The 19713-nt window shown below is 63.1% G+C and carries 25 protein-coding genes; 16 read left to right on the top strand and 9 right to left on the bottom strand.

What is annotated here, in order from left to right; genetic code table 11:
- Positions 1–78: 78 nt before the first annotated feature.
- The 7 genes from plsX (at position 79) to RBT54_RS12540 (ending at position 5978) form a co-directional block, all read left to right on the top strand.
- A complete protein-coding gene (gene plsX / locus RBT54_RS12510; protein WP_320367402.1) occupies positions 79–1095 on the top strand; it encodes a phosphate acyltransferase PlsX in 1017 nt (338 codons plus the stop codon).
- A complete protein-coding gene (locus tag RBT54_RS12515) occupies positions 1092–2057 on the top strand; it encodes a beta-ketoacyl-ACP synthase III (protein ID WP_320367403.1) in 966 nt (321 codons plus the stop codon). Before plsX ends, RBT54_RS12515 begins: the two co-directional genes overlap by 4 nt.
- Before the next feature lie 37 nt (positions 2058–2094).
- The gene (gene fabD / locus RBT54_RS12520) at positions 2095–3024 is read left to right on the top strand and encodes an ACP S-malonyltransferase (RefSeq protein WP_320367404.1); all 930 of its coding nucleotides are present in this window, start codon (positions 2095–2097) and stop codon (positions 3022–3024) included.
- A gap of 9 nt (positions 3025–3033) precedes the next feature.
- Entirely contained in the window at positions 3034–3777 is a 744-nt protein-coding gene (gene fabG / locus RBT54_RS12525; RefSeq protein ID WP_413788448.1) for a 3-oxoacyl-ACP reductase FabG, read from the top strand.
- 89 nt (positions 3778–3866) lie between these two features.
- Positions 3867–4106 carry an acyl carrier protein gene (gene acpP / locus RBT54_RS12530; RefSeq protein WP_320367406.1) on the top strand — a complete coding sequence of 80 codons (240 nt, stop codon included), beginning with the start codon at positions 3867–3869 and terminating at the stop codon, positions 4104–4106.
- Between the two features lie 99 nt (positions 4107–4205).
- On the top strand, positions 4206–5441 hold the full coding sequence (gene fabF, locus RBT54_RS12535; RefSeq protein ID WP_320367407.1) for a beta-ketoacyl-ACP synthase II: 1236 nt from the start codon (positions 4206–4208) through the stop codon (positions 5439–5441).
- A 27-nt stretch (positions 5442–5468) separates the two neighbouring features.
- Positions 5469–5978, top strand: a complete 510-nt coding sequence (locus RBT54_RS12540; protein ID WP_320367408.1) for a hypothetical protein — start codon at positions 5469–5471, stop codon at positions 5976–5978.
- A gap of 49 nt (positions 5979–6027) precedes the next feature.
- Here RBT54_RS12540 and nadB read toward each other — a convergent pair whose 3' ends face one another.
- Complete coding sequence (nadB, locus tag RBT54_RS12545; protein WP_320367409.1) at positions 6028–7626, bottom strand: L-aspartate oxidase; 1599 nt, start codon at positions 7624–7626, stop codon at positions 6028–6030.
- A 256-nt stretch (positions 7627–7882) separates the two neighbouring features.
- Between nadB and rpoE the strand changes: the two genes are divergently transcribed.
- The 6 genes from rpoE to RBT54_RS12575 are packed head-to-tail and all read left to right on the top strand — an operon-like array spanning position 7883 to position 12186.
- Positions 7883–8482, top strand: coding sequence for an RNA polymerase sigma factor RpoE (gene rpoE / locus RBT54_RS12550; RefSeq protein WP_320367410.1), 600 nt, complete (start codon positions 7883–7885; stop codon positions 8480–8482).
- A 9-nt stretch (positions 8483–8491) separates the two neighbouring features.
- The gene (locus RBT54_RS12555; RefSeq protein ID WP_320367411.1) at positions 8492–9037 is read left to right on the top strand and encodes a sigma-E factor negative regulatory protein; all 546 of its coding nucleotides are present in this window, start codon (positions 8492–8494) and stop codon (positions 9035–9037) included.
- A complete protein-coding gene (locus tag RBT54_RS12560; RefSeq protein ID WP_320367412.1) occupies positions 9034–10002 on the top strand; it encodes a MucB/RseB C-terminal domain-containing protein in 969 nt (322 codons plus the stop codon). The genes RBT54_RS12555 and RBT54_RS12560 overlap by 4 nt, the downstream gene beginning before the upstream one ends.
- On the top strand, positions 10002–10469 hold the full coding sequence (locus RBT54_RS12565) for a SoxR reducing system RseC family protein (protein ID WP_320367426.1): 468 nt from the start codon (positions 10002–10004) through the stop codon (positions 10467–10469). The genes RBT54_RS12560 and RBT54_RS12565 overlap by 1 nt, the downstream gene beginning before the upstream one ends.
- A 41-nt stretch (positions 10470–10510) precedes the next feature.
- Positions 10511–11923, top strand: coding sequence for a Do family serine endopeptidase (locus RBT54_RS12570; protein ID WP_320367413.1), 1413 nt, complete (start codon positions 10511–10513; stop codon positions 11921–11923).
- A 23-nt stretch (positions 11924–11946) separates the two neighbouring features.
- Positions 11947–12186 carry a glutaredoxin family protein gene (locus RBT54_RS12575; RefSeq protein ID WP_413788447.1) on the top strand — a complete coding sequence of 80 codons (240 nt, stop codon included), beginning with the start codon at positions 11947–11949 and terminating at the stop codon, positions 12184–12186.
- A 274-nt stretch (positions 12187–12460) separates the two neighbouring features.
- On the opposite strand, the gene RBT54_RS12580 is transcribed toward RBT54_RS12575, so the two are convergent.
- Positions 12461–12757 (bottom strand): hypothetical protein, encoded by a 297-nt coding sequence (locus RBT54_RS12580; protein ID WP_320367415.1) that lies wholly within the window; start codon positions 12755–12757, stop codon positions 12461–12463.
- A gap of 477 nt (positions 12758–13234) precedes the next feature.
- Here RBT54_RS12580 and RBT54_RS12585 point away from each other — a divergent pair, with 477 nt between their 5' ends.
- The 3 genes from RBT54_RS12585 to RBT54_RS12595 all read left to right on the top strand — a co-directional run bounded on the left by RBT54_RS12585 (position 13235) and on the right by RBT54_RS12595 (position 14098).
- Entirely contained in the window at positions 13235–13429 is a 195-nt protein-coding gene (locus RBT54_RS12585; RefSeq protein WP_320367416.1) for a hypothetical protein, read from the top strand.
- Between the two features lie 185 nt (positions 13430–13614).
- Positions 13615–13779: a hypothetical protein gene (locus tag RBT54_RS12590; RefSeq protein ID WP_320367417.1), complete on the top strand. Its 165-nt coding sequence runs from the start codon at positions 13615–13617 to the stop codon at positions 13777–13779.
- 100 nt (positions 13780–13879) lie between these two features.
- Entirely contained in the window at positions 13880–14098 is a 219-nt protein-coding gene (locus RBT54_RS12595) for a DUF5334 family protein (protein WP_320367427.1), read from the top strand.
- Between the two features lie 261 nt (positions 14099–14359).
- Here the strand turns inward: RBT54_RS12595 and RBT54_RS12600 are convergent, their stop codons facing one another.
- The 7 genes from RBT54_RS12600 to RBT54_RS12630 form a co-directional block, all read right to left on the bottom strand.
- The gene (locus tag RBT54_RS12600; RefSeq protein WP_320367418.1) at positions 14360–15010 is read right to left on the bottom strand and encodes a histidine kinase; all 651 of its coding nucleotides are present in this window, start codon (positions 15008–15010) and stop codon (positions 14360–14362) included.
- Between the two features lie 11 nt (positions 15011–15021).
- On the bottom strand, positions 15022–15387 hold the full coding sequence (locus tag RBT54_RS12605) for a hypothetical protein (protein WP_320367419.1): 366 nt from the start codon (positions 15385–15387) through the stop codon (positions 15022–15024).
- 334 nt (positions 15388–15721) lie between these two features.
- Entirely contained in the window at positions 15722–17947 is a 2226-nt protein-coding gene (locus RBT54_RS12610; RefSeq protein ID WP_320367420.1) for a primase-helicase family protein, read from the bottom strand.
- Positions 17948–18007: 60 nt separating this feature from the next.
- Complete coding sequence (locus RBT54_RS12615; protein ID WP_320367421.1) at positions 18008–18328, bottom strand: hypothetical protein; 321 nt, start codon at positions 18326–18328, stop codon at positions 18008–18010.
- Positions 18325–18528 (bottom strand): helix-turn-helix transcriptional regulator, encoded by a 204-nt coding sequence (locus tag RBT54_RS12620; protein ID WP_320367422.1) that lies wholly within the window; start codon positions 18526–18528, stop codon positions 18325–18327. Before RBT54_RS12620 ends, RBT54_RS12615 begins: the two co-directional genes overlap by 4 nt.
- 67 nt (positions 18529–18595) lie before the next feature.
- Positions 18596–19024, bottom strand: a complete 429-nt coding sequence (locus RBT54_RS12625) for a hypothetical protein (RefSeq protein WP_320367423.1) — start codon at positions 19022–19024, stop codon at positions 18596–18598.
- A partial coding sequence (locus RBT54_RS12630; RefSeq protein ID WP_320367424.1) for a site-specific integrase occupies positions 19024–19713 on the bottom strand: 690 nt, incomplete at its 5' end. The genes RBT54_RS12630 and RBT54_RS12625, both read right to left, overlap by 1 nt.

The following is a 19713-nucleotide window of genomic DNA, read 5'->3' on the forward strand; positions in this document are numbered from 1 at the left end:
ATCAGGGCGGCGCAAGGCGCAATGTGCCTTCGCCGCCTTTTTTCCGACCCCAATAACTGAAAATCACGCAGGATGCCGATGGGTGTCACCATTGCGATCGATTGCATGGGTGGCGATCACGGCCCGGCCGTGACCGTGCCTGCAACGCTGTCCTTCTTGCGCACGCACGCCGATGCGAGCGCCGTGCTCGTGGGGCGCGAGGAGGCGATTCAGCCTTTTCTCGGCAGCGCCCTTGCCGAGTTCGGCCAGCGCTTGCGCCTGCGTCAGGCGAGCGAAGTCGTGGCCATGGACGATCCACCTGCGATCGCCATGCGCACGAAGAAGGATTCTTCGATGCGGGTCGCGATCGACCTGGTCAAGGCTGGCGAAGCCGCTGCGGCCGTGTCTGCCGGCAATACCGGCGCGCTGATGGCGATCTCGCGTTTCGTGCTCAAGACCTTGCCGGGTATCGAGCGTCCGGCGATTGCCTCTGTCCTGCCCTCGATGCACGGCCATACCTACGTGCTCGACCTCGGTGCCAATGTCGACTGTTCCGCCCAGCATCTGCTCCAGTTCGGCGTCATGGGGGCCATGCTGGTCGCGGCGATCGAGCACAAGGAGCGCCCGACCGTGGGCCTGCTCAATATCGGCGAGGAAGTCATCAAGGGCAACGACGTCGTCAAGGAAGCCGGCGAGTTGCTGCGCAACAGTGGCCTCAACTTCTACGGTAATGTCGAGGGCAACGACATCTACGAGGGCACGGTAGACGTCGTCGTGTGCGATGGTTTCGTGGGCAATGTGGCGCTCAAGACCTCCGAAGGGCTCGCGCAGATGATCGGCGCGTTCCTGAAGCAGGAGTTCAAGCGCTCCTTGCTGACCAAGCTGATGGCGGTTGTCGCGTTGCCGGTCCTCAAGCGCTTCAAGAAGCGGGTCGACCACCGGCTCTACAACGGTGCGCCGCTGCTCGGTCTGCGTGGTGTCGTCCTCAAGAGCCATGGCTCGGCGGACGCCCTGGCCTTCGAGAACGCGCTATCGCGTGCAGCGGAGGCTGCTTCCAACCGGCTGATCGAGCGCATTTCCGAACGCATGGCCAGCATGAGCGAGGTAAAGGCATGATCTACGCACGGATTGCGGGGACGGGCAGTTGTCTTCCGGGCAACCCCGTCAGCAACGACGAGTTGGTCGCCCGCGGGATCGATACTTCGGACGAGTGGATCGTCAGCCGTTCGGGGATTCGCAGTCGTCACCTCGCTGCAGCCGACGTGGGCGCCAGCGACCTGGCGCGCGTCGCCGCCGAACGTGCCATCGAGGCGGCGGGCTGTGAGGCTGACGATATCGACCTCATCATCGTCGCCACGTCCACACCCGACTACATCTTCCCCAGCACCGCAGCGCTCGTTCAGTCCAAGCTCGGCATTCGCAACGGTGGCCCCGCCTTCGACGTGCAGGCGGTGTGCAGTGGCTTCGTGTATGCGCTGACGGTCGCTGAGAAGTTCATTCTTTCGGGCAGTCACAAGCGTGCGTTGATCATCGGCGCCGAGGTGTTCTCGCGCATTCTCGACTGGTCGGATCGTGGTACCTGCGTTCTGTTCGGCGATGGCGCGGGTGCGGTCGTGCTCGAGGCCTCCGAGCGCCCGGGCATTCTCGCTTCGGCACTGCATGCGGACGGCAGTCATCATCCGATCCTTTGCGTGCCCGGTGGCGTGGCTTCGGGTCAGGTCATCGGCGATCCCTTCCTGCGCATGGATGGCCAGGCAGTGTTCAAGTTCGCGGTCAAGGTGCTCGGTGACGTCGCGCACGAGGTGCTTGCGCAGGCGGGAGCATCTGCCGACAGCGTGGACTGGCTGATCCCGCACCAGGCCAACATCCGCATCATCCAGGCGACGGCCAAGCGCCTCGGTCTGCCGATGGAGCGCGTGATCACCACGCTCGATCACCACGGCAACACGTCCGCAGCCTCGATTCCGCTCGCGCTCGATGAAGCCGTGCGCACCGGCAAGCTGCGCACGGGCCAGCGTATCGTCATCGAGGGCGTCGGCGGCGGTTTCACCTGGGGCGCGGCCCTGATCGATTTCTGAGCGTACAGCTCCCAATAACTGACAAGTGGAGAACAGCATGGCATTTGCGCTGGTTTTTCCTGGCCAGGGTTCGCAGTCGGTCGGCATGATGGCCGCCTATGGCGAGTCGGCCGTGATTCGCGACACCTTTGCCGAGGCCTCCGATGCCCTGGGTGAGGACCTGTGGGCAATGGTCTGCGACGGTCCAGCCGAGCGTCTGGCGCTCACCGTCAATACCCAGCCGCTGATGCTGACCGCGGGGGTCGCCGCCTGGCGCGCCTGGCTGGCCGCGGGTGGGGCGAAGCCGGCCATGGTGGCCGGGCACAGCCTGGGCGAGTATTCCGCCCTGGTTGCAGCGGGCGCGATGGCCTTCACGGACGCGGTGCCGCTGGTGCGTTTTCGCGCGCAGGCGATGCAGGAAGCCGTTCCCGCGGGCGAGGGTGCGATGGCCGCGGTGATGGGTCTCGAACCCGATGCGGTGCACGCCGCCTGTGCCGAGGCTGCACAGGGGCAGGTGGTAGAGGCCGCGAATCTCAACGCGCCCGGCCAGATCGTGATCGCCGGCGCCAGGGCTGCTGTCGAGCGCGCGAGCGAGATCGCCAAAGCCAAGGGTGCCAAGCGCGCCGTGTTGCTGCCGGTGTCGGCGCCCTTCCATTGCGCGCTGATGCGTCCGGCCGCGGAGCGGCTTGCCGAGCGCCTCGCCGGGGTCAGCATCGTCAAGCCGGAGATCGATGTCATCAACAACGTTGACGTCGCCGTCTATGATGAGCCGGAAAGGATCCGTGACGCGCTCGTACGCCAGGCGTATTCGCCAGTGCGATGGATCGAGCTGGTGCAGGCGATGGCTGGTCGCGGCATGAGCCACATCATCGAATGCGGCCCGGGCAAGGTGCTGGCCGGCATGACCAAGCGCATCGCCAAGGACGTCGAGGGCGGCTCGGCGCACGACGCCGCCAGTCTCGAGCAAGCCATTGCGGCAGTGAGGTAAGACATGAGTATTTCGCTTGAAGGGCAGGTCGCGCTGGTCACCGGTGCTTCGCGCGGCATTGGCCGTGCAGTGGCGCTCGAACTCGGCCGCCTGGGTGCAACCGTCGTCGGCACCGCGACGTCGGAATCCGGCGCTACCGACATCGACAAGGCGCTCGCCGACGCTGGTGCCAAGGGTGCCGGCATGGCGCTGAACGTGACCGACGCGGCTGCGTGCGAGGCGCTGGTCGCCGAGATCGAGAAGCGCTTCGGCGCCATCGGCATCCTGGTCAATAACGCGGGCATCACCCGCGACAACCTCGCCATGCGCATGAAGGACGAGGAGTGGGATGCGGTCATCGACACCAACCTGCGCGCAGTCTTTCGCATGAGCAAGCTGGTCATGCGCGGCATGATGAAGGCGCGTAATGGCCGCATCATCAACGTCACCTCGGTGGTGGCCAGTTCGGGAAATCCCGGGCAGGCAAATTACGCTGCCGCCAAGGCTGGCGTCGCCGGCATGACGCGCGCGTTGGCGCGCGAGTTGGGTAGCCGCAACATCACCGTCAACTGCGTTGCCCCTGGTTTCATCGACACCGACATGACGCGTGCGCTGCCCGAAGCAGCGCGCGACGCCCTGCTTGGTAACATCGCGCTGGGCCGACTCGGCCGTCCGGAAGAAATTGCCGGCGCCGTGGCGTTCCTCGCATCCCCTGCTGCCGCTTACGTGACGGGGACCACCCTGCACGTCAACGGCGGCATGTACATGTCCTGATTTGCGTCGGGATAGCGGTTCCGCGGCGTTTTGGTAGAATACGCCGGCTTTTTTACATTCACCTGTTACCCTCAGGAAGGAGTTGGTTCATGGAGAACATCGAACAGCGCGTCAAGAAGATCGTCGCTGAGCAACTTGGCGTGAACGAATCGGAGATCAAGACCGAGTCTTCGTTCGTCGATGATCTGGGCGCGGATTCGCTGGACACCGTGGAACTGGTCATGGCGCTGGAAGAAGAGTTCGAGTGCGAGATCCCGGACGAAGAGGCCGAGAAGATCACCACCGTCCAGCAGGCGATTGACTACGTCAGCGCCCACCTCAAGAAGTAAGCATTCCCTACGCTTTTCCGGCGTACCCTGTCCGGCGCCCGCAGTTTCCTGCGGCTTCCGGGCAGGTATTATTTTTCAATGATTTAGACGGAGTTGCCCGTGTCGCGTCGTAGAGTCGTCGTCACCGGTCTCGGCGTGATTTCGCCGGTCGGCAATACTGTTCCCGAGGCTTGGGAAAACCTGATCGCCGGCAAGAGTGGCATTGGTCCGATCACCCGTTTCGATGCGAGTAGCTTCGCCTCGCGCATTGCCGGCGAGGTCAAGGGATTCGACGTCTCCGCCTATCTGTCGGCCAAGGAAGCGCGCCGCATGGATGTGTTCATCCATTACGGCATGGCGGCGGGCATACAGGCGATCCGCGATTCCGGTATCGAAGTCACCGAGGCCAATGCCGATCGCATCGGCGTCAATATCGGCTCCGGTATCGGTGGTCTGCCAATGATCGAGGAAACGCACGATGATTTCCTCGGCGGTGGTCCCCGCAAGATTTCGCCCTTCTTCATTCCCGGCACGATCATCAACATGATCTCCGGCAACCTGTCGATCATGTTCGGCATGAAGGGGCCCAACCTGTCGATCGTGACCGCCTGTACCACTGGCCTGCACACGATCGGCATGAGTGCGCGCATGATCGAGTACGGCGATGCCGACGTGATGGTGTGCGGTGGCGCCGAGTCGACCGTCACCAATCTCGCCATCGGCGGTTTTGCCTCCGCGAAGGCGCTGTCCACCCGCAATGATGACCCGGCGACGGCGAGTCGTCCGTGGGACAAGGACCGCGACGGCTTCGTGCTCGGCGAGGGTGCCGGGGTGATGGTGGTCGAGGAGTACGAGCACGCGGTGAGGCGCGGCGCAAGGATCTATGCCGAGCTTTCCGGCTTCGGCATGAGCGGCGATGCCTATCACATGACCGCGCCCGACACCGACGGCCCGCGTCGCAGCATGCTCAACGCGTTGAAGAACGCCGGCCTGAATCCGGACGAGGTGCAGTACCTGAACGCGCACGGCACCTCGACCCCGCTGGGGGACAGGAACGAAACCGACGCGATCAAGCTCGCTTTCGGAGAGGACAACGCCCGCAAGTTGGTGGTCAATTCCACCAAGTCCATGACCGGACACCTGCTCGGTGGCGCAGGTGGTGTGGAATCGGTGTTCAGCGTGCTCGCCGTGTATCACCAGATTTCGCCGCCCACGATCAACATCTTCGAGCAGGATCCGGAGTGCGATCTGGATTACTGCGCGAACGTGGCGCGCGAGATGAAGATCGACGTGGCGATGAAGAACAACTTCGGCTTCGGCGGCACCAACGGCACGCTGGTCTTCCGTCGGTTCTGAGCACGCCTTGCCCGGGTGGGGGGTGGCATGGAGTTCCCGCTGGAACTGAAGTTGCAGCCGTCCCGAATCATGATGGCGTCAGTGCTGGTCGTGCATGTAGCGGCCGCACTGGCGCTTTTTCATGTTCCGGGGTTGGGTGTCCTCTCTCCGGCGGACGACGCTTCGCTTATGCAGCTCCTTGCCGGCACGCTGGCGTGGGTCGTGTTGTGCTCATCTTTTTTGTACGCCCTGCGCGCCGAACGTTCCAAGCGCGGTTGCAGCCTCTGGCTGGAGGACGACGGACTCGTGGAGGTTCTCGCGGAGGGTGCGGAGCAGGGGGTGCTCTGCCGGGTTCGTCCGCACTCTGCGGTCACGCTGGATTGGGCGGTGTGGTTCAGGCTGCTTGCCGTGGAGCCGGGGTCTAGGCTGCCTGTGGGGACGTTCACTGCGTTGATGCTGGTAGCGTCCAATGTGCAGGGCGATGGCTGGCGCCTGCTGCGGATCTGGTTGCGCCACCGGGCAGACCGGCCGGGGCTCGCAGCGGATTCGCCAGGCTGAGCAGCTAGTGGCTGGCGTGGCCGCAAGGCGGCGACGCCAGCGCCACCGGTCAGCCTCCCTTTCGGGCCTTGGTTGGCGGCCGCAGGAGGGTGTCGCGCGCACGGGCGAGCGTGTCGGGAAAGTCGCGCGAGTGATGCAGGCCGCGACTTTCCTTGCGCTTGAGCGCGCAACCGACGATGAGGTCGGCCGTCACCACGAGGTTGCGCAGCTCGATCAGGTCGTTGCTGACGCGGAAATTCGAGTAAAACTCGTGGATCTCTCGCGACAGCAGGCGGATCCGGTGCTGCGCACGGCGCAGGCGCTTCGTCGTGCGCACAATACCGACGTAGTCCCACATTGCGCGCCGCAGCTCGGCCCAGTTGTGCGAGATCACCACTTCCTCGTCAGCGTCGGTGACGCGGCTCTCGTCCCAGTCCGGCAACAAGGGTGCCGGCTGACGTGGTTTGGCGAGAATGTCCTCGGCGGCGGCCTCGCCGAATACCAGGCATTCAAGCAGCGAGTTGCTCGCCAGGCGGTTGGCGCCGTGAAGGCCAGTGAAGGCGGATTCGCCCACGGCGTACAATCCGGGCACATCGGTGCGCGCGCCCAGGTCGGTCACGATGCCGCCGCAGGAATAGTGCGCCGCGGGCACGACTGGAATCGGTTCCTTGGTGATATCGATGCCGAGTTCGAGGCAGCGCGCGTAGATGTTCGGAAAGTGGCCGCGCAGCCAGTCTGCCGGCTTATGGCTGATGTCGAGGTAGACGCAATCGATGCCGCGCTTCTTCATCTCGAAGTCGATCGCGCGGGCGACCACGTCGCGCGGCGCCAGCTCTTCCCGTGGATCGTGCTCCGGCATGAAGCGGGTGCCGTCGGGCAGTTTCAGCAACCCGCCTTCGCCCCGGACGGCCTCGGAAATCAGGAAGGATTTGGCCTGCGGGTGGTACAGGCAGGTCGGGTGGAACTGGATGAACTCCATGTTCCCGACGCGGCAGCCTGCGCGCCACGCCATGGCCACGCCGTCGCCGGTGGCGACGTCGGGGTTGGTCGTGTAGAGATACACCTTCCCGGTACCACCGGTGGCAAGCACCGTGTTGTGTGCGGCGAAGGTGACGACCTTGTCCGCCTTGATGTCGAGCACGTAGGCGCCGAGGCAGCCGGCACCGGGCTGGCCGACCTTGTCGCCGACCACCAGGTCGACTGCAATGTGGTGCTCGTAAATGTCGATGTTCGGGTGGTTGCGGACATGCTCGCCAAGCGTGGTCTGCACCGCAGCGCCAGTGGCGTCGGCAGCATGAATGATGCGGCGGTGCGAGTGTCCACCCTCACGCGTCAGGTGATAGCCGAGTTGCGAATCGGCCTCACGCGTGAAGGGTACGCCGCGGTCGATCAGCCATTCGATTGCGCGCTTGCCGTTCTCGACCACGAAGCGGGTCGACTCCGGGTTGCACAGGCCAGCGCCTGCAATGAAGGTGTCCTGGATGTGGGCTTCGACGCTGTCGGTCGTGTCGAGCACCGCAGCGATGCCGCCTTGTGCCCAGTTGCTCGCGCTGTCGGCAAGCTCGCGTTTGGTCACGATGGCTACGCGCAGGTGGTCGGCAAGGCGCAGGGCTATTGATTGGCCGGCCGTGCCACTGCCCAGAATGAGTACGTCGTACTGTTTCAGCAAGATGTCGCCCTGACAGGTCGAAAGGAACGCGAGGAATATAGCACGCGGCGAGAGGGTGTCCGCGAGCCCTGGTGCGGCAGGGTCGCGACGCCGTGGTTGCGGGCAAGGGAAGCCTTGCGCACAGGCGCCGCGGACCGCCTGAACTATTTCAACGTGCCCGTGTCTTCAGGATGTCTTCAATTTCAGTTGTGTGCGCGGCCGGTCGCTTATAATCCGGGTATGTCTATTTTCGAATATCCGGAAGAACTAAGATCCCATGAGCGATCGTGAAATCGATCAGCAACTCGTCGAGCGTGTGCAGCGCGGCGACAAACAGGCGTTCGGCCTGCTGGTATCCAAATACCAGCGCAAGCTGAACCGCTTGCTTTCAAGGCTGATCCGCGACTCTGCCGAAGTCGAGGACGTTGCGCAGGAGACCTTCATCAAGGCCTACCGCGCACTTGGTTCTTTTCGCGGAGACAGCGCGTTCTACACCTGGTTGTACCGTATCGGTATCAATACGGCGAAGAACTACCTTGTATCGCAGGGGCGCAGGGCGCCGACCTCGACCAGTTTCGATTCGGAAGAGGCGGAGACTTTTGAAGACGGCGATCAGTTGCGTGACATCAATACGCCCGAGCGGCTGATGATGACGCGACAGATCGGAGAAACCATCGAAGAAGCGATGGCTGCGCTGCCAGAGGAACTGAGAACCGCCATCATGTTGCGCGAGATCGAGGGGCTGAGCTACGAGGAGATCGCCAACATCATGGAATGCCCGATTGGGACGGTGCGTTCGCGGATTTTCCGTGCGCGCGAAGCGATTGCAGAACGTCTGCGGCCTTTGCTGGATACGGCCCCGGACAAACGTTGGTAGGTGGCAAACATGAAGGATAAAGTGTCGGCGCTGCTCGACGGTGATCTTGACGAACAGGTAAGTCGCGCGGTCTTCGACGGACTGAGGCGCGATCCGGGCTTGAGGCGGGATTGGGAAGCCTACTGCCTGATCGGTGATGTGTTGCGCGGTGATCGTGATGGTTCGGACGATTTTGTAGCGCGAGTGATGGCCAACGTGGATGCGGAGCCCACTGTCCTCGCACCGCGTGTGGCGCCCGAATCGATTGCGCGACAGCGGATGTGGCAGTCGCTCATGCCGATTGCCGCTTCGGTCATGGGGGTCGCTGCGGTCGGGTTGGTTGCGGCTACGTTGTACCAGCAGGAGGCGCCGGCACCGCAGTTGGCTGCCGCTGCGCCCACCGTCAAGGTCGTGAGTGCGAGCGCATCGATTCGCCCGGTGGCTCAGCCCGGCAGTGACGATGCAATGCGCGAGTATGTGTTCGCTCATCAGGGGCTATCGCGTGGCGGGCCCTTGCCGGCCGGGGTCCAGTACGTGCGCACGGTTGCGGACCAGCGCCAGGGTAACGACCGATGAGGTTTTTTTCTGCAGTGCTGGGGCTTTGCGCCTTGTTGGCGCAAGGCCCAGCCCATGCTGAACTGCCTACCGATCCCCTGTCCTGGCTTGGCCGGATCTCCTCCGCGGGGCAACGGCTGAACTATGTGGGCACCTTCGTCTATCAGTCGGGCGGTCATGTCGAGACGTCCCGGATTGCGCACCGCGTGGATGTCAACGGTGAGCATGAGCGCCTCGAGGTGCTCGACGGCAGCCCGCGTGAAATCATCCGACGTGGCAACGAGGTGCATTGCGTACTACCCGACGAACGCACGGTGATCATCGACGAGGCCGGTGGGCGTCGGGCGTTTCCCGCGCGGCTCCCTGCATCGCTGAGCGGACTGGCAGAAAGCTATCGCATCCGCAAGGGCGAGGTCAGCCGGGTCGCAGGTTATGAGGCGCAAGCGCTGGTGCTCGAACCCAAGGACGATCTCCGCTATGGCCATACGCTGTGGGCGGAAATGCAGAGTGGCCTGCTGCTCAAGTCGCGAATGATCGACGAGAACGGGGGGTTGATCGAGCAGTTCAGCTTCAGCGATGTGCGGATCGGCGGCGAAGTCGATGAGGAGTTGCTGGCGTCGCGCTTCGAGCCTGGTGAAGGCTGGCGCGTGGTCAATGCACGCGGCAGTGGCATGGCGGCGGACGACGCGGGCTGGGTGTTGGCCGAAGCGCTGCCCGGCTACAGTCTCACGTCCGTGATGCAGCGGCCCCTCGGGCGGGAGCGTGGGCAAGCGGTTCACATGGTGTTCAGCGACGGGCTCGCGGCGATATCGGTGTTCATCGAGCCGGTGGGCGATGGCTCGGCGATCGGCCTCGGGCCGGTTTCGAATGGTGCGATCAACATTTACAAGCGCACGGTCGATGGTCATCTGGTCACGACGCTGGGTGAAGCACCTGAGCGTGCAGTGCGACGCATAGGCGACAACATCCGGTCGGTGGCGCAGTGATGCAGGCGCGTGCTCGCGTGCTGCGGGTGGAGAAGGATCTTGCCTGGCTCGAGTTGTCCGATACCGCCGGTGGTTGCGGGCGCTGTGACGAGCCGGGCGGATGCCGCTCGGTGCAGGTGACCCAGGTGTTCGGTGGCCCCGAGAAGGTATTTGCCTTGCCGATGAGCTTCCCGGTGAAGCCGGGTGACAAGGTTGTGATCAGCATTCCGGATGGCGCGCCGCTCAGTGCGGCGCTCGTCGCTTATGGGTTGGCGACACTGCTGCTGCTCGTGGGTGCAGCGATCGGTAGTGTTGTGGGTGGGGATGGACGGGCCGACCTGTTCGGTCTCGTCGGAGGTGCGGCGGGGCTTGCGCTCGCCTGGTGGATCAACAAGGCCCTTCCGCGCAGCCGCAATTGGCGACACCACCTGCGGATGGAACTCGCACCGGAGGCCGGCTGCATGCAATCACAACACAGCTTGCCATGACTCTTTCCCGGACGATCCGGCGTGCACCTTCGAGCGCCTCCATGGTTGCCATTGTGGGGCTGCTGTGGGCGCTCTTGCTGGCGTCGGCCGTGCACGCGGCCGCCGTGACACTCCCCGATTTCACTGAACTGGTTGAGCAGCAGGGAAGGGCGGTAGTCAACATAAGCACCACCCAGGCCCGCCGCGCGCCCTCGAAGCTGCCGTTCCAGATCCCGGAGCTCGAGGAGTCGGACCCGATGTTCGACTTCTTCCGCAAATATATCCCGCGCGTGCCCGAGTATCCGGGACCGGATCCCGACAATCAGTCGCTCGGCTCCGGTTTCATCATCAGCGCCGACGGCTACATCCTCACCAACGCTCATGTGGTCGAGGAGGCCGAGGAGATCAAGGTTCGCCTTGCGGACAAGCGCGAGTTCGATGCAGTGGTGATCGGTGCCGATGCGCGCAGTGACGTCGCCCTGATCCGCATCGAGGCCGCCGGGCTGCCCCATGTGGTGCTGGGTGATCCGGAGACGCTCAAGGTGGGCGAGTGGGTCCTGGCGATTGGCTCGCCCTTCGGTTTCGAGCAGTCGGTGACGGCCGGAATCGTCAGCGCAAAAGGACGCAGCCTGCCCGATGAGAATTTCGTGCCTTTCATCCAGACCGACGTCGCGATCAATCCGGGTAATTCCGGCGGCCCGCTGTTCAACCTGCGCGGCGAGGTCATCGGCATCAACTCGCAGATCTACAGCCGTACCGGCGGCTTCATGGGGCTGTCGTTCGCAATTCCGATCGATGTCGCGATGGACGTGCAGCAGCAGTTGCGGACCAATGGCCGGGTGGAGCGGGGTCGGATCGGGGTGTCGATCCAGGAGGTCACGCGCGACCTCGCCGACAGCTTCGGGCTGCCACGGGCGGCAGGAGCGCTGGTCAGTGCGGTCGAACCGGACGGTCCCGCCGCGCAGGCCGGCATCGAGCAGGGCGACGTGATCGTGCGCTTCAATGAGCGTGGCGTAGAGAACTCCGCCGATCTGCCGCGCATCGTCGCGGCTGCACGGCCTGGGGCGCAGGCTGGCGTCGATATCTATCGCAATGGTGCTGCGCTCAGCCTGAGTGTGGTCGTGGGCGAGTGGCAGGATCCGGAAGCCGAGCCGCAAGCCAGCGCGGCCGTGGGTGGCGCTGCGGCGGCCAACCGGCTGGGCCTGGAACTGGTTCTGCCCACGCCGGCGCAACGGCGGGAGCGTGCGATCGAGCGCGGGCTGGTGGTGCAGCGCGCGGACGGTGCCGCTGCGCGCGCCGAGATCATGGCGGGCGATGTGGTGCTGGCGATGGTGGTGGGCGGGCGCCAGGTGACGCTCGACAAGCGCGAGGATTTCGATCGCCTGGCTGGCGAACTCAAGCCCGGGCAGCAGGTGACCTTGCTGATCCGTCGTGCAGATGCCACCTCCTACGTCACCCTGCGCGCGGCCAGATGAGTGCGGGCAAACGATTCACGGTGATGAGCCGCGAGTGGTGTCACCTGTGCCACGAACTGGTCGACGCGCTGCAGCCGATCGCCGCCGAGTACGGCTGGGAGATCGAAGTCATCGATGTGGACCAGCATCCTGAACTCGAGGCGCGCTGGGACGAACTCGTGCCGGTGCTGTTGCACGGCGAGCATGAGTTGTGCCACTACCACCTCGACGAAGCCGCGGTGCGCGCTTATTGCAACGGTTTTCCGTTAGAATCACGGGCTTGACGCAATTGAGGCGGACTGTCCGCCCGATGCTCCGAACCCCCGAACTCTTTTCGAAACGGGTGCTGCAAGGCACCCTTTTCGTTTCGCTGAACCATATTCGCAACCGAGTCAAGCACTCCCAGTGCTGGCGCGACTTGCAGCCCGATCGGGCTCGTTGCGCTTCACGACATACCCGCTTTTCTACCCGCACTTTCAGGCGCTACCCGCACACGGGGCGCCCCGCACCAACGAAAACCCCCCTTGCGGGGGCTTCGTTCGGGGGCTGTGCTTCGGGTCAGGCGAGCGCGGTTTCCGCGATCACATCGACCATATCCGCTAGGGCGGACTCACGCACTGTGAGGCGGTCGCGTTCGAGCAAGTCGGGGTACTCGTCCATCCAGCGTTCGGCGGCGTCAGTGTCCCCGTGCATGATCGCGTGCGCCGTGCGCACCATGCCGCACTCCGGGGCGGTCATGTCCTTGCCCACAAAGGCTAGGCTCAGGTCGGTCGCATCTGCGCGCAGCAGGGTGGCGGCGAAACGTTCGGCGGCGTCGGCGGGGAACTTCGAGAGGGTAAGATACAGGTCAGCCATGATCGACTCCTAACTAGTCGGTAGTGGTCAGGCGGTCGGGGAGTTGCCGCTCCCCGATTCGCCGCTTATCCCGTGTGGGACAGTTCCACTATAGGCAATGTCTCGCGCGCAGTCAAGAAATATAGTTAAATATCAACTGCTTACGCGTAAGCACGTTGTCCGCTGCGGTCCTGTCGGGGTGCTCGTGCTCGGTCTGTCCGTCGCGCACTCGCAGCGTCAAGGGGGAGGGGGGTACCCCCTGCCGGGTGGACCATCGACCCGGCCACCCCCGCCCACGTCCGATCTGTCGCTCTCAGCGCCCCGGCTCGAAAAATACCCTGTTAACTTCTTAACAGCATACGCAAGCGGTATAGTCGAAGTGTCGCACCCGATGATGATAGGTGCCCCCGCCCACGCTGCCTGTTTACATAACTCGTTCGTCAAGCCCCTTGCAGTATGCCGTGCCCGAGAATAGGCGCCATGACACAGGGAGAGGTCATGCAGGACAACGAACCGACACGTGCGCAGCGCATGGCTGCGCATCTCAAGGCCGATCAGGCACGTTTGATCGAACAGGGCGTACTGCCCCCCTACATCGTGCGGCGCACGGTCAACGCGTCGGAGAAGGAAACCCCGGAGCAGTGCGAGAGACGACGTGCTGCACTGGAAAAACTGCGGTCATTCTTGGACTAGGGGGCGATATGGGCAGCAAGAGCAAGATGGGTAGGATCACCGGGCGAGTTCGACCTCTTACTCCCTCGAAAACGGTAGTCCTTACACAGTTCCCTGAAACGGCGCGTCGGCTGGAAAAGTGTCTTTGCCTGTCGGACGACGAGCGCGCAGCGCTCAAGATCATTGAAGCCAGGTGTCGGCTAGAGTTGGAGAAGATCAAGGAGGCCGACGAGCAGAACCGCGAGCAGGTGACGTTGTGGGGCGCGAGTTATGCACGTAAGCGCGAAGAACGGATCGAGCTTGCACACCGAAAATCGGGTTTCACTGGCTGGACTCCCCGCGCACCGGGTAGTGCGTTCAAGCCTAAGTGAGTCTCCGTCACGTAACGACGTCGTTCTTGAATCGGGGGTCGGTATGAATGTGGTGAGGATTCTTGCGTCACTGGCGCTGTGTGTATCGTCGTCGGTCGCTATGGGCTGGGATGGGTATGACTTGGAGACCGGCACGTTCGTGGAAATTGAACGGGGCAACCTCGTCCGTGAAGGGCGAGAGATCGAGGTGCATGAATACGGCGAGGGCTACAGGCAGTTCCAGGTGGAGGCGATCAACGACACCGGCTCATCGGTCGAGCTAGAGGTGATGGACCTTGAGACTGGCGAGCTACGCACGTTTGAGATGGATCAGGACTGAGGCAGGTTATGAATGTGCGAGTGTTGTGCGCTGCGGCTGTAATCGCGTTTGGAGCCGTTGGTGACGCGTTTGCAGCATATAGGATCATCGCCGAGGACATGGGTGCGGGGTCCTCCGGGAGCGGTCTCAGTGGGATAGTCGGGTTGGCGTTGATCGCGCTAGGGTTGCTACTTGGCGATCGCAAAGTGCGGATTTGGCTGCTGCTCGCGTTCGGCACTCCTTGTGTGCTCGCGGCGTTGTTCGGAAAGTTGTGGTTGTTGACTATGCTGTTCTCGTGGGTTCCGGCAGTGTGGGCGGTTGATCTGTTCGATAAAGACTCGAAGTCGATCGACGAGGGAGATTGACGGGGCGGACGCGGTTACGTAGCGGGCTGAGTTCTCCCCCCAGGCCGGTGCGTTTCAACTCACCGTCGAGCCATTTGCATAAGGCGTCTGTCTTATCCGCACTCAGAATGCCGTCCCCCTTGCGAGCTTTGGAGACCACGTGTGCTGCTGTCTCCTCGATCAGCCGCCACACGTCGCGCCATCCGTACATCGTGACCAAGTCGCGGATGATTTTTCCGGCAATGATGCCGGGGCGCTCGACGTCCCACAGTTGCATGCACCACCGTTCCGCGTCGTCGAAGTCACCGATTGTTTCAGGCGGAACCCTCGAATAGTCACCCGAAAGGCGGTATTCCATAGCGATCCCGGCGATGCTGATCAGGATTTCGCGCTCGTCGTGTGAATGAACATGAATCCATCCGGCGCCGGAGCGCTGGATTCTGAGTTTGTAGGGGCGGGCATCGACGATGCGGGCCACAAACAGGTGGGCGGTTTCATGCAGTGCGCTGCGGCACAGGCGGTCCCGGGTTCGCTCGTTGGCGTTGGGGTAGCGGGTGGCGACGGCTGCGGCGAGGTTGGGGTAGTTCATTGTTGTCGTTCTCATGCTTGATTGTTGGGGGGATACCAGACGGCGGGGTAGCCTTCGTCACCGTTTGACCAGTCGCGTTTTCGACGCCATCCGAGTCTGCGCAGCGCCTTGCCGACGTCGCCCGCTGAAGGGTGTTGTCGTGTGCGCCCGATCAGTTGATGAACCAGCGGCGGCAGTCTGATGCCTTCGGCCTTGATGCTGTCCGGGATGTCGTCGAGGACCTTGCGCAGGCGGTCATCCAAGGGGGTGAGGCGGTCACGCCATCGACGTTCCCTTTCGGCTGCTTGACGCTGCTGGGCTGCGGTGTGCTGTTGGGCGATCTGCTCCGGTTGCGGGATGTCTGCGAGCATGGCCGTGACGAAAGCGCGTTGTCTCATGCGGGTAGCCTCAAGATGTGGTGGTCGGCGTTTTGCCTCGGCAGCGCCTCAGTAACTGCCTCAGATTCCGAAAATGCTGAGGCATGATGAATCCCAGTGCTGGCGCGGGTTCTAGGGGTTTGCCTCAGATGCCTCAGTTCTTTCTCTACTTGAGAGAAAAAAATAGAGAAGAGAGCACGCACAGCGCTGCGCGTGTGCGTGCGTGCGTCGGGCGGACGTTTTCTCAAAACTCGTGAGGCAGGTGAGGCATCCAGTATTGGCGCGGGTTCTAGCTGAGGCAGTTGCTGAGGCACTGCTGAGGCGGTCCGTGGATGTGAGGCAGAGAATGTGGTTCTCACAGTCGCTTCTCCAACTCAGCCCGCCACGCCGATTCCGGCTGTTCCTTCCACGCGTCAGTACGAAGAAGGGCGAGGGCGCGAACCTTGCGACCGCTGGTCAGGCGAACTTGGTTCTCACGGCGATAGGCTCCCATCCGAACAAGGACCTTTGCGACGACGGCAACTGACGGCGGTGTACGGACGTGTGGATACTCCAGCATGAAGCGGGCGGTCAGTTCTTCCGCTGTGGCGAGCTCGCGCCCCATAGGAATGGCGCCGTTGATGATGTCGTGTGCCCAACGATCCAGATCCGACCTGCTTGCCTCTATCATGGCGCGTTTTGCCTCCGTAATAGGCGCTCGCCCCTTCGGGTCGAAGCCCGCGAGCTCATACCGCTGCAAGAAGTCCAGCAAGCACCGACACCCCCCGTTGTCGCGCCACGTCAGGAACTCGTGTTTGAGTGCTTCGGGGAGCGGTCCAGAGTTCACCTCATAGACGGCGAATCGCCGGTCATGGTCGTTCAGGAACATCCCGTCCGCGTGGTTCGACAGAAACGCGAGGTTCATGAGGTTATCGACAACGCGCTTCGGCTGTCCTTTGTCATGCGTGCGCAGTGTGGTCGCGGTAACCCACAGCTTCAGCCGGTCCGCAGCCTTATCGCTTTTGGATGCGCGGACCTCGTCGGCGATGACGAACACTGTTCCGGGAATCCAGCCCGTAAAGTCATCATCCACCTCGGACTGTCCGATGAGCGCGAAATGATGCGGGCTGAAGAGGTTGCCGACAGTCTCGAACAGCAGGTTCTTGCCGACACCCTGCTGGTTCGACCATACAACCAGACTGACGAACATCTTCACGCCCGGATGCTGGATCAGGTGTGCAAACCACTGAAGCGGGAATTGCTCGTCACCGAACATGTAGCGGTAGAGCTTCATGAAGGGGGCGACGTCGCCCGGCATCGGCTCGATGGTGAAACCAGTCCAGTCGTTCAGGCAGTTGTCCGCCGTCACCCCGGGTTCTCCCGGTCGGGTAACAACCAATCGATGTTGTCGGCGCCCCTTGCTTGCGAGGTACAGCGCCGCTACTGAGACCTCCTTGGTCCTGTCCTTGCCGTATTGGACCCGCCGCGTGTCGTTCGCATGCGCGAGCCTGAATTTCTCGGGCGAAATGAAGTCCCGGTATTGGATGCGATAGATGCCCGCTTCCGCCTCGATCCATGCGTAGGCGGTATTCATGCTGGCGAGCCAGGGTTCTTCCTCTTCATTCACGCTGTGGCGAGGATCTACCCAGCCGTTCTGTTCAGCGAGCTTGAATACCGACCCCACCCCGATTCGCTCGGTCCGCTTGGCGTCGTAGGATCGCCAGTCCTTGGCGAAATCGTCCTCGTCGAAGTCCTCAGGGCTGGTCATACACCACTCGCGCGCGAGTTCTTCGGCACAGCTCCAGCCCGTTGCTGCGATTGCCCAAGTCACGGTCCGGTAAATGTCGCGGGTGCAACCCTTCGCTTTCGAGGAAGGAATGGCCGCAGCGGCGGACCGAAGCCGTTCAATGTTCTCCGGGGTTTCCGGCTCAGGAAACGCGGACCGTCCTGTTGACCACTCGTCGCTGATTGCCACGCTCGCGAGGTGCGCAGGCGCCCCCGTCGGTGTCGAAGGTGCAAGAATCTCGCGCCCCCGTTCAATGAAGGGCTGCGGGTCAAGGAACGCGCCCTCCAGGCGCATCGACCGGCGATGCTCGGCCATCTCGGGCGGACAACTGGGGAAGTAATACAGGCGCGCGGCGTCCTTTGTCGCCGGGTCGAAGATGTCGGTGCCGAAGTGCGCTTTCGCTCCCTCCAAGAAGGCGCGCCAGTCCTTCACGGGTACCGGCCTCAACAGAGGCGCTACGACCCGCGCTTTCGTCTTGTCCGGGCTGTGGCTGTGCGTCGTGTAGATCGCCGCTTGAAGGCCCGCAAAACGCGCAGCAAGCTCACCAAACGAAACGCCGTCATCCGAGTCCGTGACCAGCATCGAAAGCGCTTCCACGTCAGAATTTCGGCGGGTTCCGCCGTGGATGAGCGAGTAGGGGCCGAAGGCCAGCCCGGATTTCTCGGTTCGGATGTCGTGGTTCAAAAGGCGCGGTTCGAAGCGCTCCCAGCCGACCAAGCCGTGACGCTTCGGTGAAGGCTGCTTTTCGTTCGCGTAAATGGCAACCGCAACGCGGGGGGCGGGGTGTTCTTCGGGGTGGGGTAAAATAGCGGGCATGTGGAGTCCTTCCGCCTGCTCGGGTGATCCCGACAGGCGTTTTTGTTTTTGGGATGCGAATTAGATGCCGGTCGGGACCGGGATCGAGGGGCGGTAGCGGTGGCCCAGCCGCAGCAGTGCCTGATGGTGCATCGGGTGAATGTTCGGGTGCTCGAACAGGGCTTCATATGCATTCACGCTGGCGTTCGTGCTGCCAAGGGGCACGGCCTCATCCACCCAGAACCACACCTGCCGGTCGTCGTTGCGATAGACGAGCACGGCGAGCTTGTAGCCGGTCGGCGCATAGCGCCCCGTAATGGGCAGTTCGTCGCCCTGCATGGGTGCGCGGAGGTGCATCGATATTGCCCCGTACTGCTCGAAGAATTCGGCACTGGTGGTCATGCTGCACCCCCTTCGGCGTTGCGCGACTCGACCCAGGCTTCCAGGTCGGCACGCTTGAACACGGTGACGCGGTCGGAAACCTTCTTCGGCTGGGGAAAGCCGGTCTTGTCGTGGTTGGCGAGATAGCGCCAGAGGGTGGAAAGCCCGATGCCGATGAAGCGCGCGGCTTCGGCGGGGCGCAGGTAGGCTGCTTCGTTCATGTTTAACTCCAAGTAGTTGTGTGCCGTCTTTCGGCGTACCTGAAGTTTTCGTCATAAACGCAAGGGCTCAGCTTGGCTTGTCGTCTTTTCGTGTCTCGCGGAAATACCGGCGCACCGTCTCAATCGAAAGCCCTTCGGCCTGCGCGATCCTCTTCGCACCGTGGCGAACGTTCCAGAACTCGCGGTACTTCTGTTCAAGTGCCCGGATAGCATCGGCCTTGTCTGCTGCTCGCCGGTCGTTACCGCCCACACCGTGCTTTGGGTGCATCCAGACTTCACCGGTTTCATCGTCATCGTCGATAGTCAGGCCGACGTTCCGATAGGCGGGACATCCCCACTCATCCGGGTCGAAGCCTGCGGCCTGCGCTTCCAGCCGTTCGCGGCGCTCGGGGGGCAGTGCGGCCAGCACCGCGTCAAACTCAGCCCACGCGCGCTCATCCTCTTCGCGCTTCTGGCGACTGCGTGCGGCCTGTTCTCTGCGTTCCTTCGTTGGCATTACGCTGCCACCTTCCGCAGTTGGATCACCTGCGCCCCTTGCCGCTTCTCGTCGAGCAGGTCGGCGTAGTCCTGCATCATCTTCGCCCGGTCTCCCAGGTGCTGCGTATGGTTGTAGCTGCGGCGCACGGCGTCGCTGTCATCGTGAGCAAGCTGCTTTTCGATCCAGTCGGCGTTATAGCCGCGCGAGTTCATCAGCGTGGAGAACGTGCCCCGTGCGCCGTGGGGACTGAACCGTTCCGCATACCCGAGTTTGCGCACCGCGTTGCGCAGCGTCGCCGGGGGGATGGTCTGGGACTTCGTGCCTTGCGTGGGGAACAGATATACCCCGTCACCCGTGACTTTCTCCAGTTCGCGCAGCAGTTCGGCCGCTTGGCGCGACAGGGGCACGATATGAACGCGGCGCATCTTCATGCGCTTGGCCGGGATGGTCCAGGTAGCCGCCTCCAGGTCGAATTCAGCCCACGCAGCCCCGCACATTTCCCCCGGTCGAACGGCGGTCAGCATCAGCAGGTGCAGCGCGGTGCGGGTCGTGATGTGCCCGGTGTAGTCCTCCAGCTTGCGCAGGAAGTCCCCGATGTCGCGCTCTTCAAGGTGCCGATGGTGCTCGACCGTGCGCCGTGCGATCTGGCGCTTCAGGGGCGTGGTGGGGTTGGTCTCGGCGCGACCGTGCAGGATGGCGTAATCGAA

The sequence above is a fragment of the Thauera sp. genome, assembly GCF_034003485.1.
Taxonomy (GTDB): domain Bacteria; phylum Pseudomonadota; class Gammaproteobacteria; order Burkholderiales; family Rhodocyclaceae; genus Thauera.

Bases quoted from the DNA above. Each gene is read 5' to 3' on its own strand.
- plsX (WP_320367402.1), top strand. From the start codon at position 79: ATGGGTGTCACCATTGCGATCGATTGCATGGGTGGCGATCACGGCCCG.
- RBT54_RS12515 (WP_320367403.1), top strand. From the start codon at position 1,092: ATGATCTACGCACGGATTGCGGGGACGGGCAGTTGTCTTCCGGGCAAC.
- fabD (WP_320367404.1), top strand. From the start codon at position 2,095: ATGGCATTTGCGCTGGTTTTTCCTGGCCAGGGTTCGCAGTCGGTCGGC.
- acpP (WP_320367406.1), top strand. From the start codon at position 3,867: ATGGAGAACATCGAACAGCGCGTCAAGAAGATCGTCGCTGAGCAACTT.
- RBT54_RS12540 (WP_320367408.1), top strand. From the start codon at position 5,469: ATGGAGTTCCCGCTGGAACTGAAGTTGCAGCCGTCCCGAATCATGATG.
- rpoE (WP_320367410.1), top strand. From the start codon at position 7,883: ATGAGCGATCGTGAAATCGATCAGCAACTCGTCGAGCGTGTGCAGCGC.
- RBT54_RS12555 (WP_320367411.1), top strand. From the start codon at position 8,492: ATGAAGGATAAAGTGTCGGCGCTGCTCGACGGTGATCTTGACGAACAG.
- RBT54_RS12560 (WP_320367412.1), top strand. From the start codon at position 9,034: ATGAGGTTTTTTTCTGCAGTGCTGGGGCTTTGCGCCTTGTTGGCGCAA.
- RBT54_RS12565 (WP_320367426.1), top strand. From the start codon at position 10,002: ATGCAGGCGCGTGCTCGCGTGCTGCGGGTGGAGAAGGATCTTGCCTGG.
- RBT54_RS12570 (WP_320367413.1), top strand. From the start codon at position 10,511: ATGGTTGCCATTGTGGGGCTGCTGTGGGCGCTCTTGCTGGCGTCGGCC.
- RBT54_RS12575 (WP_413788447.1), top strand. From the start codon at position 11,947: ATGAGCCGCGAGTGGTGTCACCTGTGCCACGAACTGGTCGACGCGCTG.
- RBT54_RS12580 (WP_320367415.1), bottom strand. From the start codon at position 12,757: ATGGCTGACCTGTATCTTACCCTCTCGAAGTTCCCCGCCGACGCCGCC.
- RBT54_RS12585 (WP_320367416.1), top strand. From the start codon at position 13,235: ATGCAGGACAACGAACCGACACGTGCGCAGCGCATGGCTGCGCATCTC.
- RBT54_RS12595 (WP_320367427.1), top strand. From the start codon at position 13,880: ATGGGCTGGGATGGGTATGACTTGGAGACCGGCACGTTCGTGGAAATT.
- RBT54_RS12600 (WP_320367418.1), bottom strand. From the start codon at position 15,010: ATGAACTACCCCAACCTCGCCGCAGCCGTCGCCACCCGCTACCCCAAC.
- RBT54_RS12605 (WP_320367419.1), bottom strand. From the start codon at position 15,387: ATGAGACAACGCGCTTTCGTCACGGCCATGCTCGCAGACATCCCGCAA.
- RBT54_RS12610 (WP_320367420.1), bottom strand. From the start codon at position 17,947: ATGCCCGCTATTTTACCCCACCCCGAAGAACACCCCGCCCCCCGCGTT.
- RBT54_RS12615 (WP_320367421.1), bottom strand. From the start codon at position 18,328: ATGACCACCAGTGCCGAATTCTTCGAGCAGTACGGGGCAATATCGATG.
- RBT54_RS12620 (WP_320367422.1), bottom strand. From the start codon at position 18,528: ATGAACGAAGCAGCCTACCTGCGCCCCGCCGAAGCCGCGCGCTTCATC.
- RBT54_RS12625 (WP_320367423.1), bottom strand. From the start codon at position 19,024: ATGCCAACGAAGGAACGCAGAGAACAGGCCGCACGCAGTCGCCAGAAG.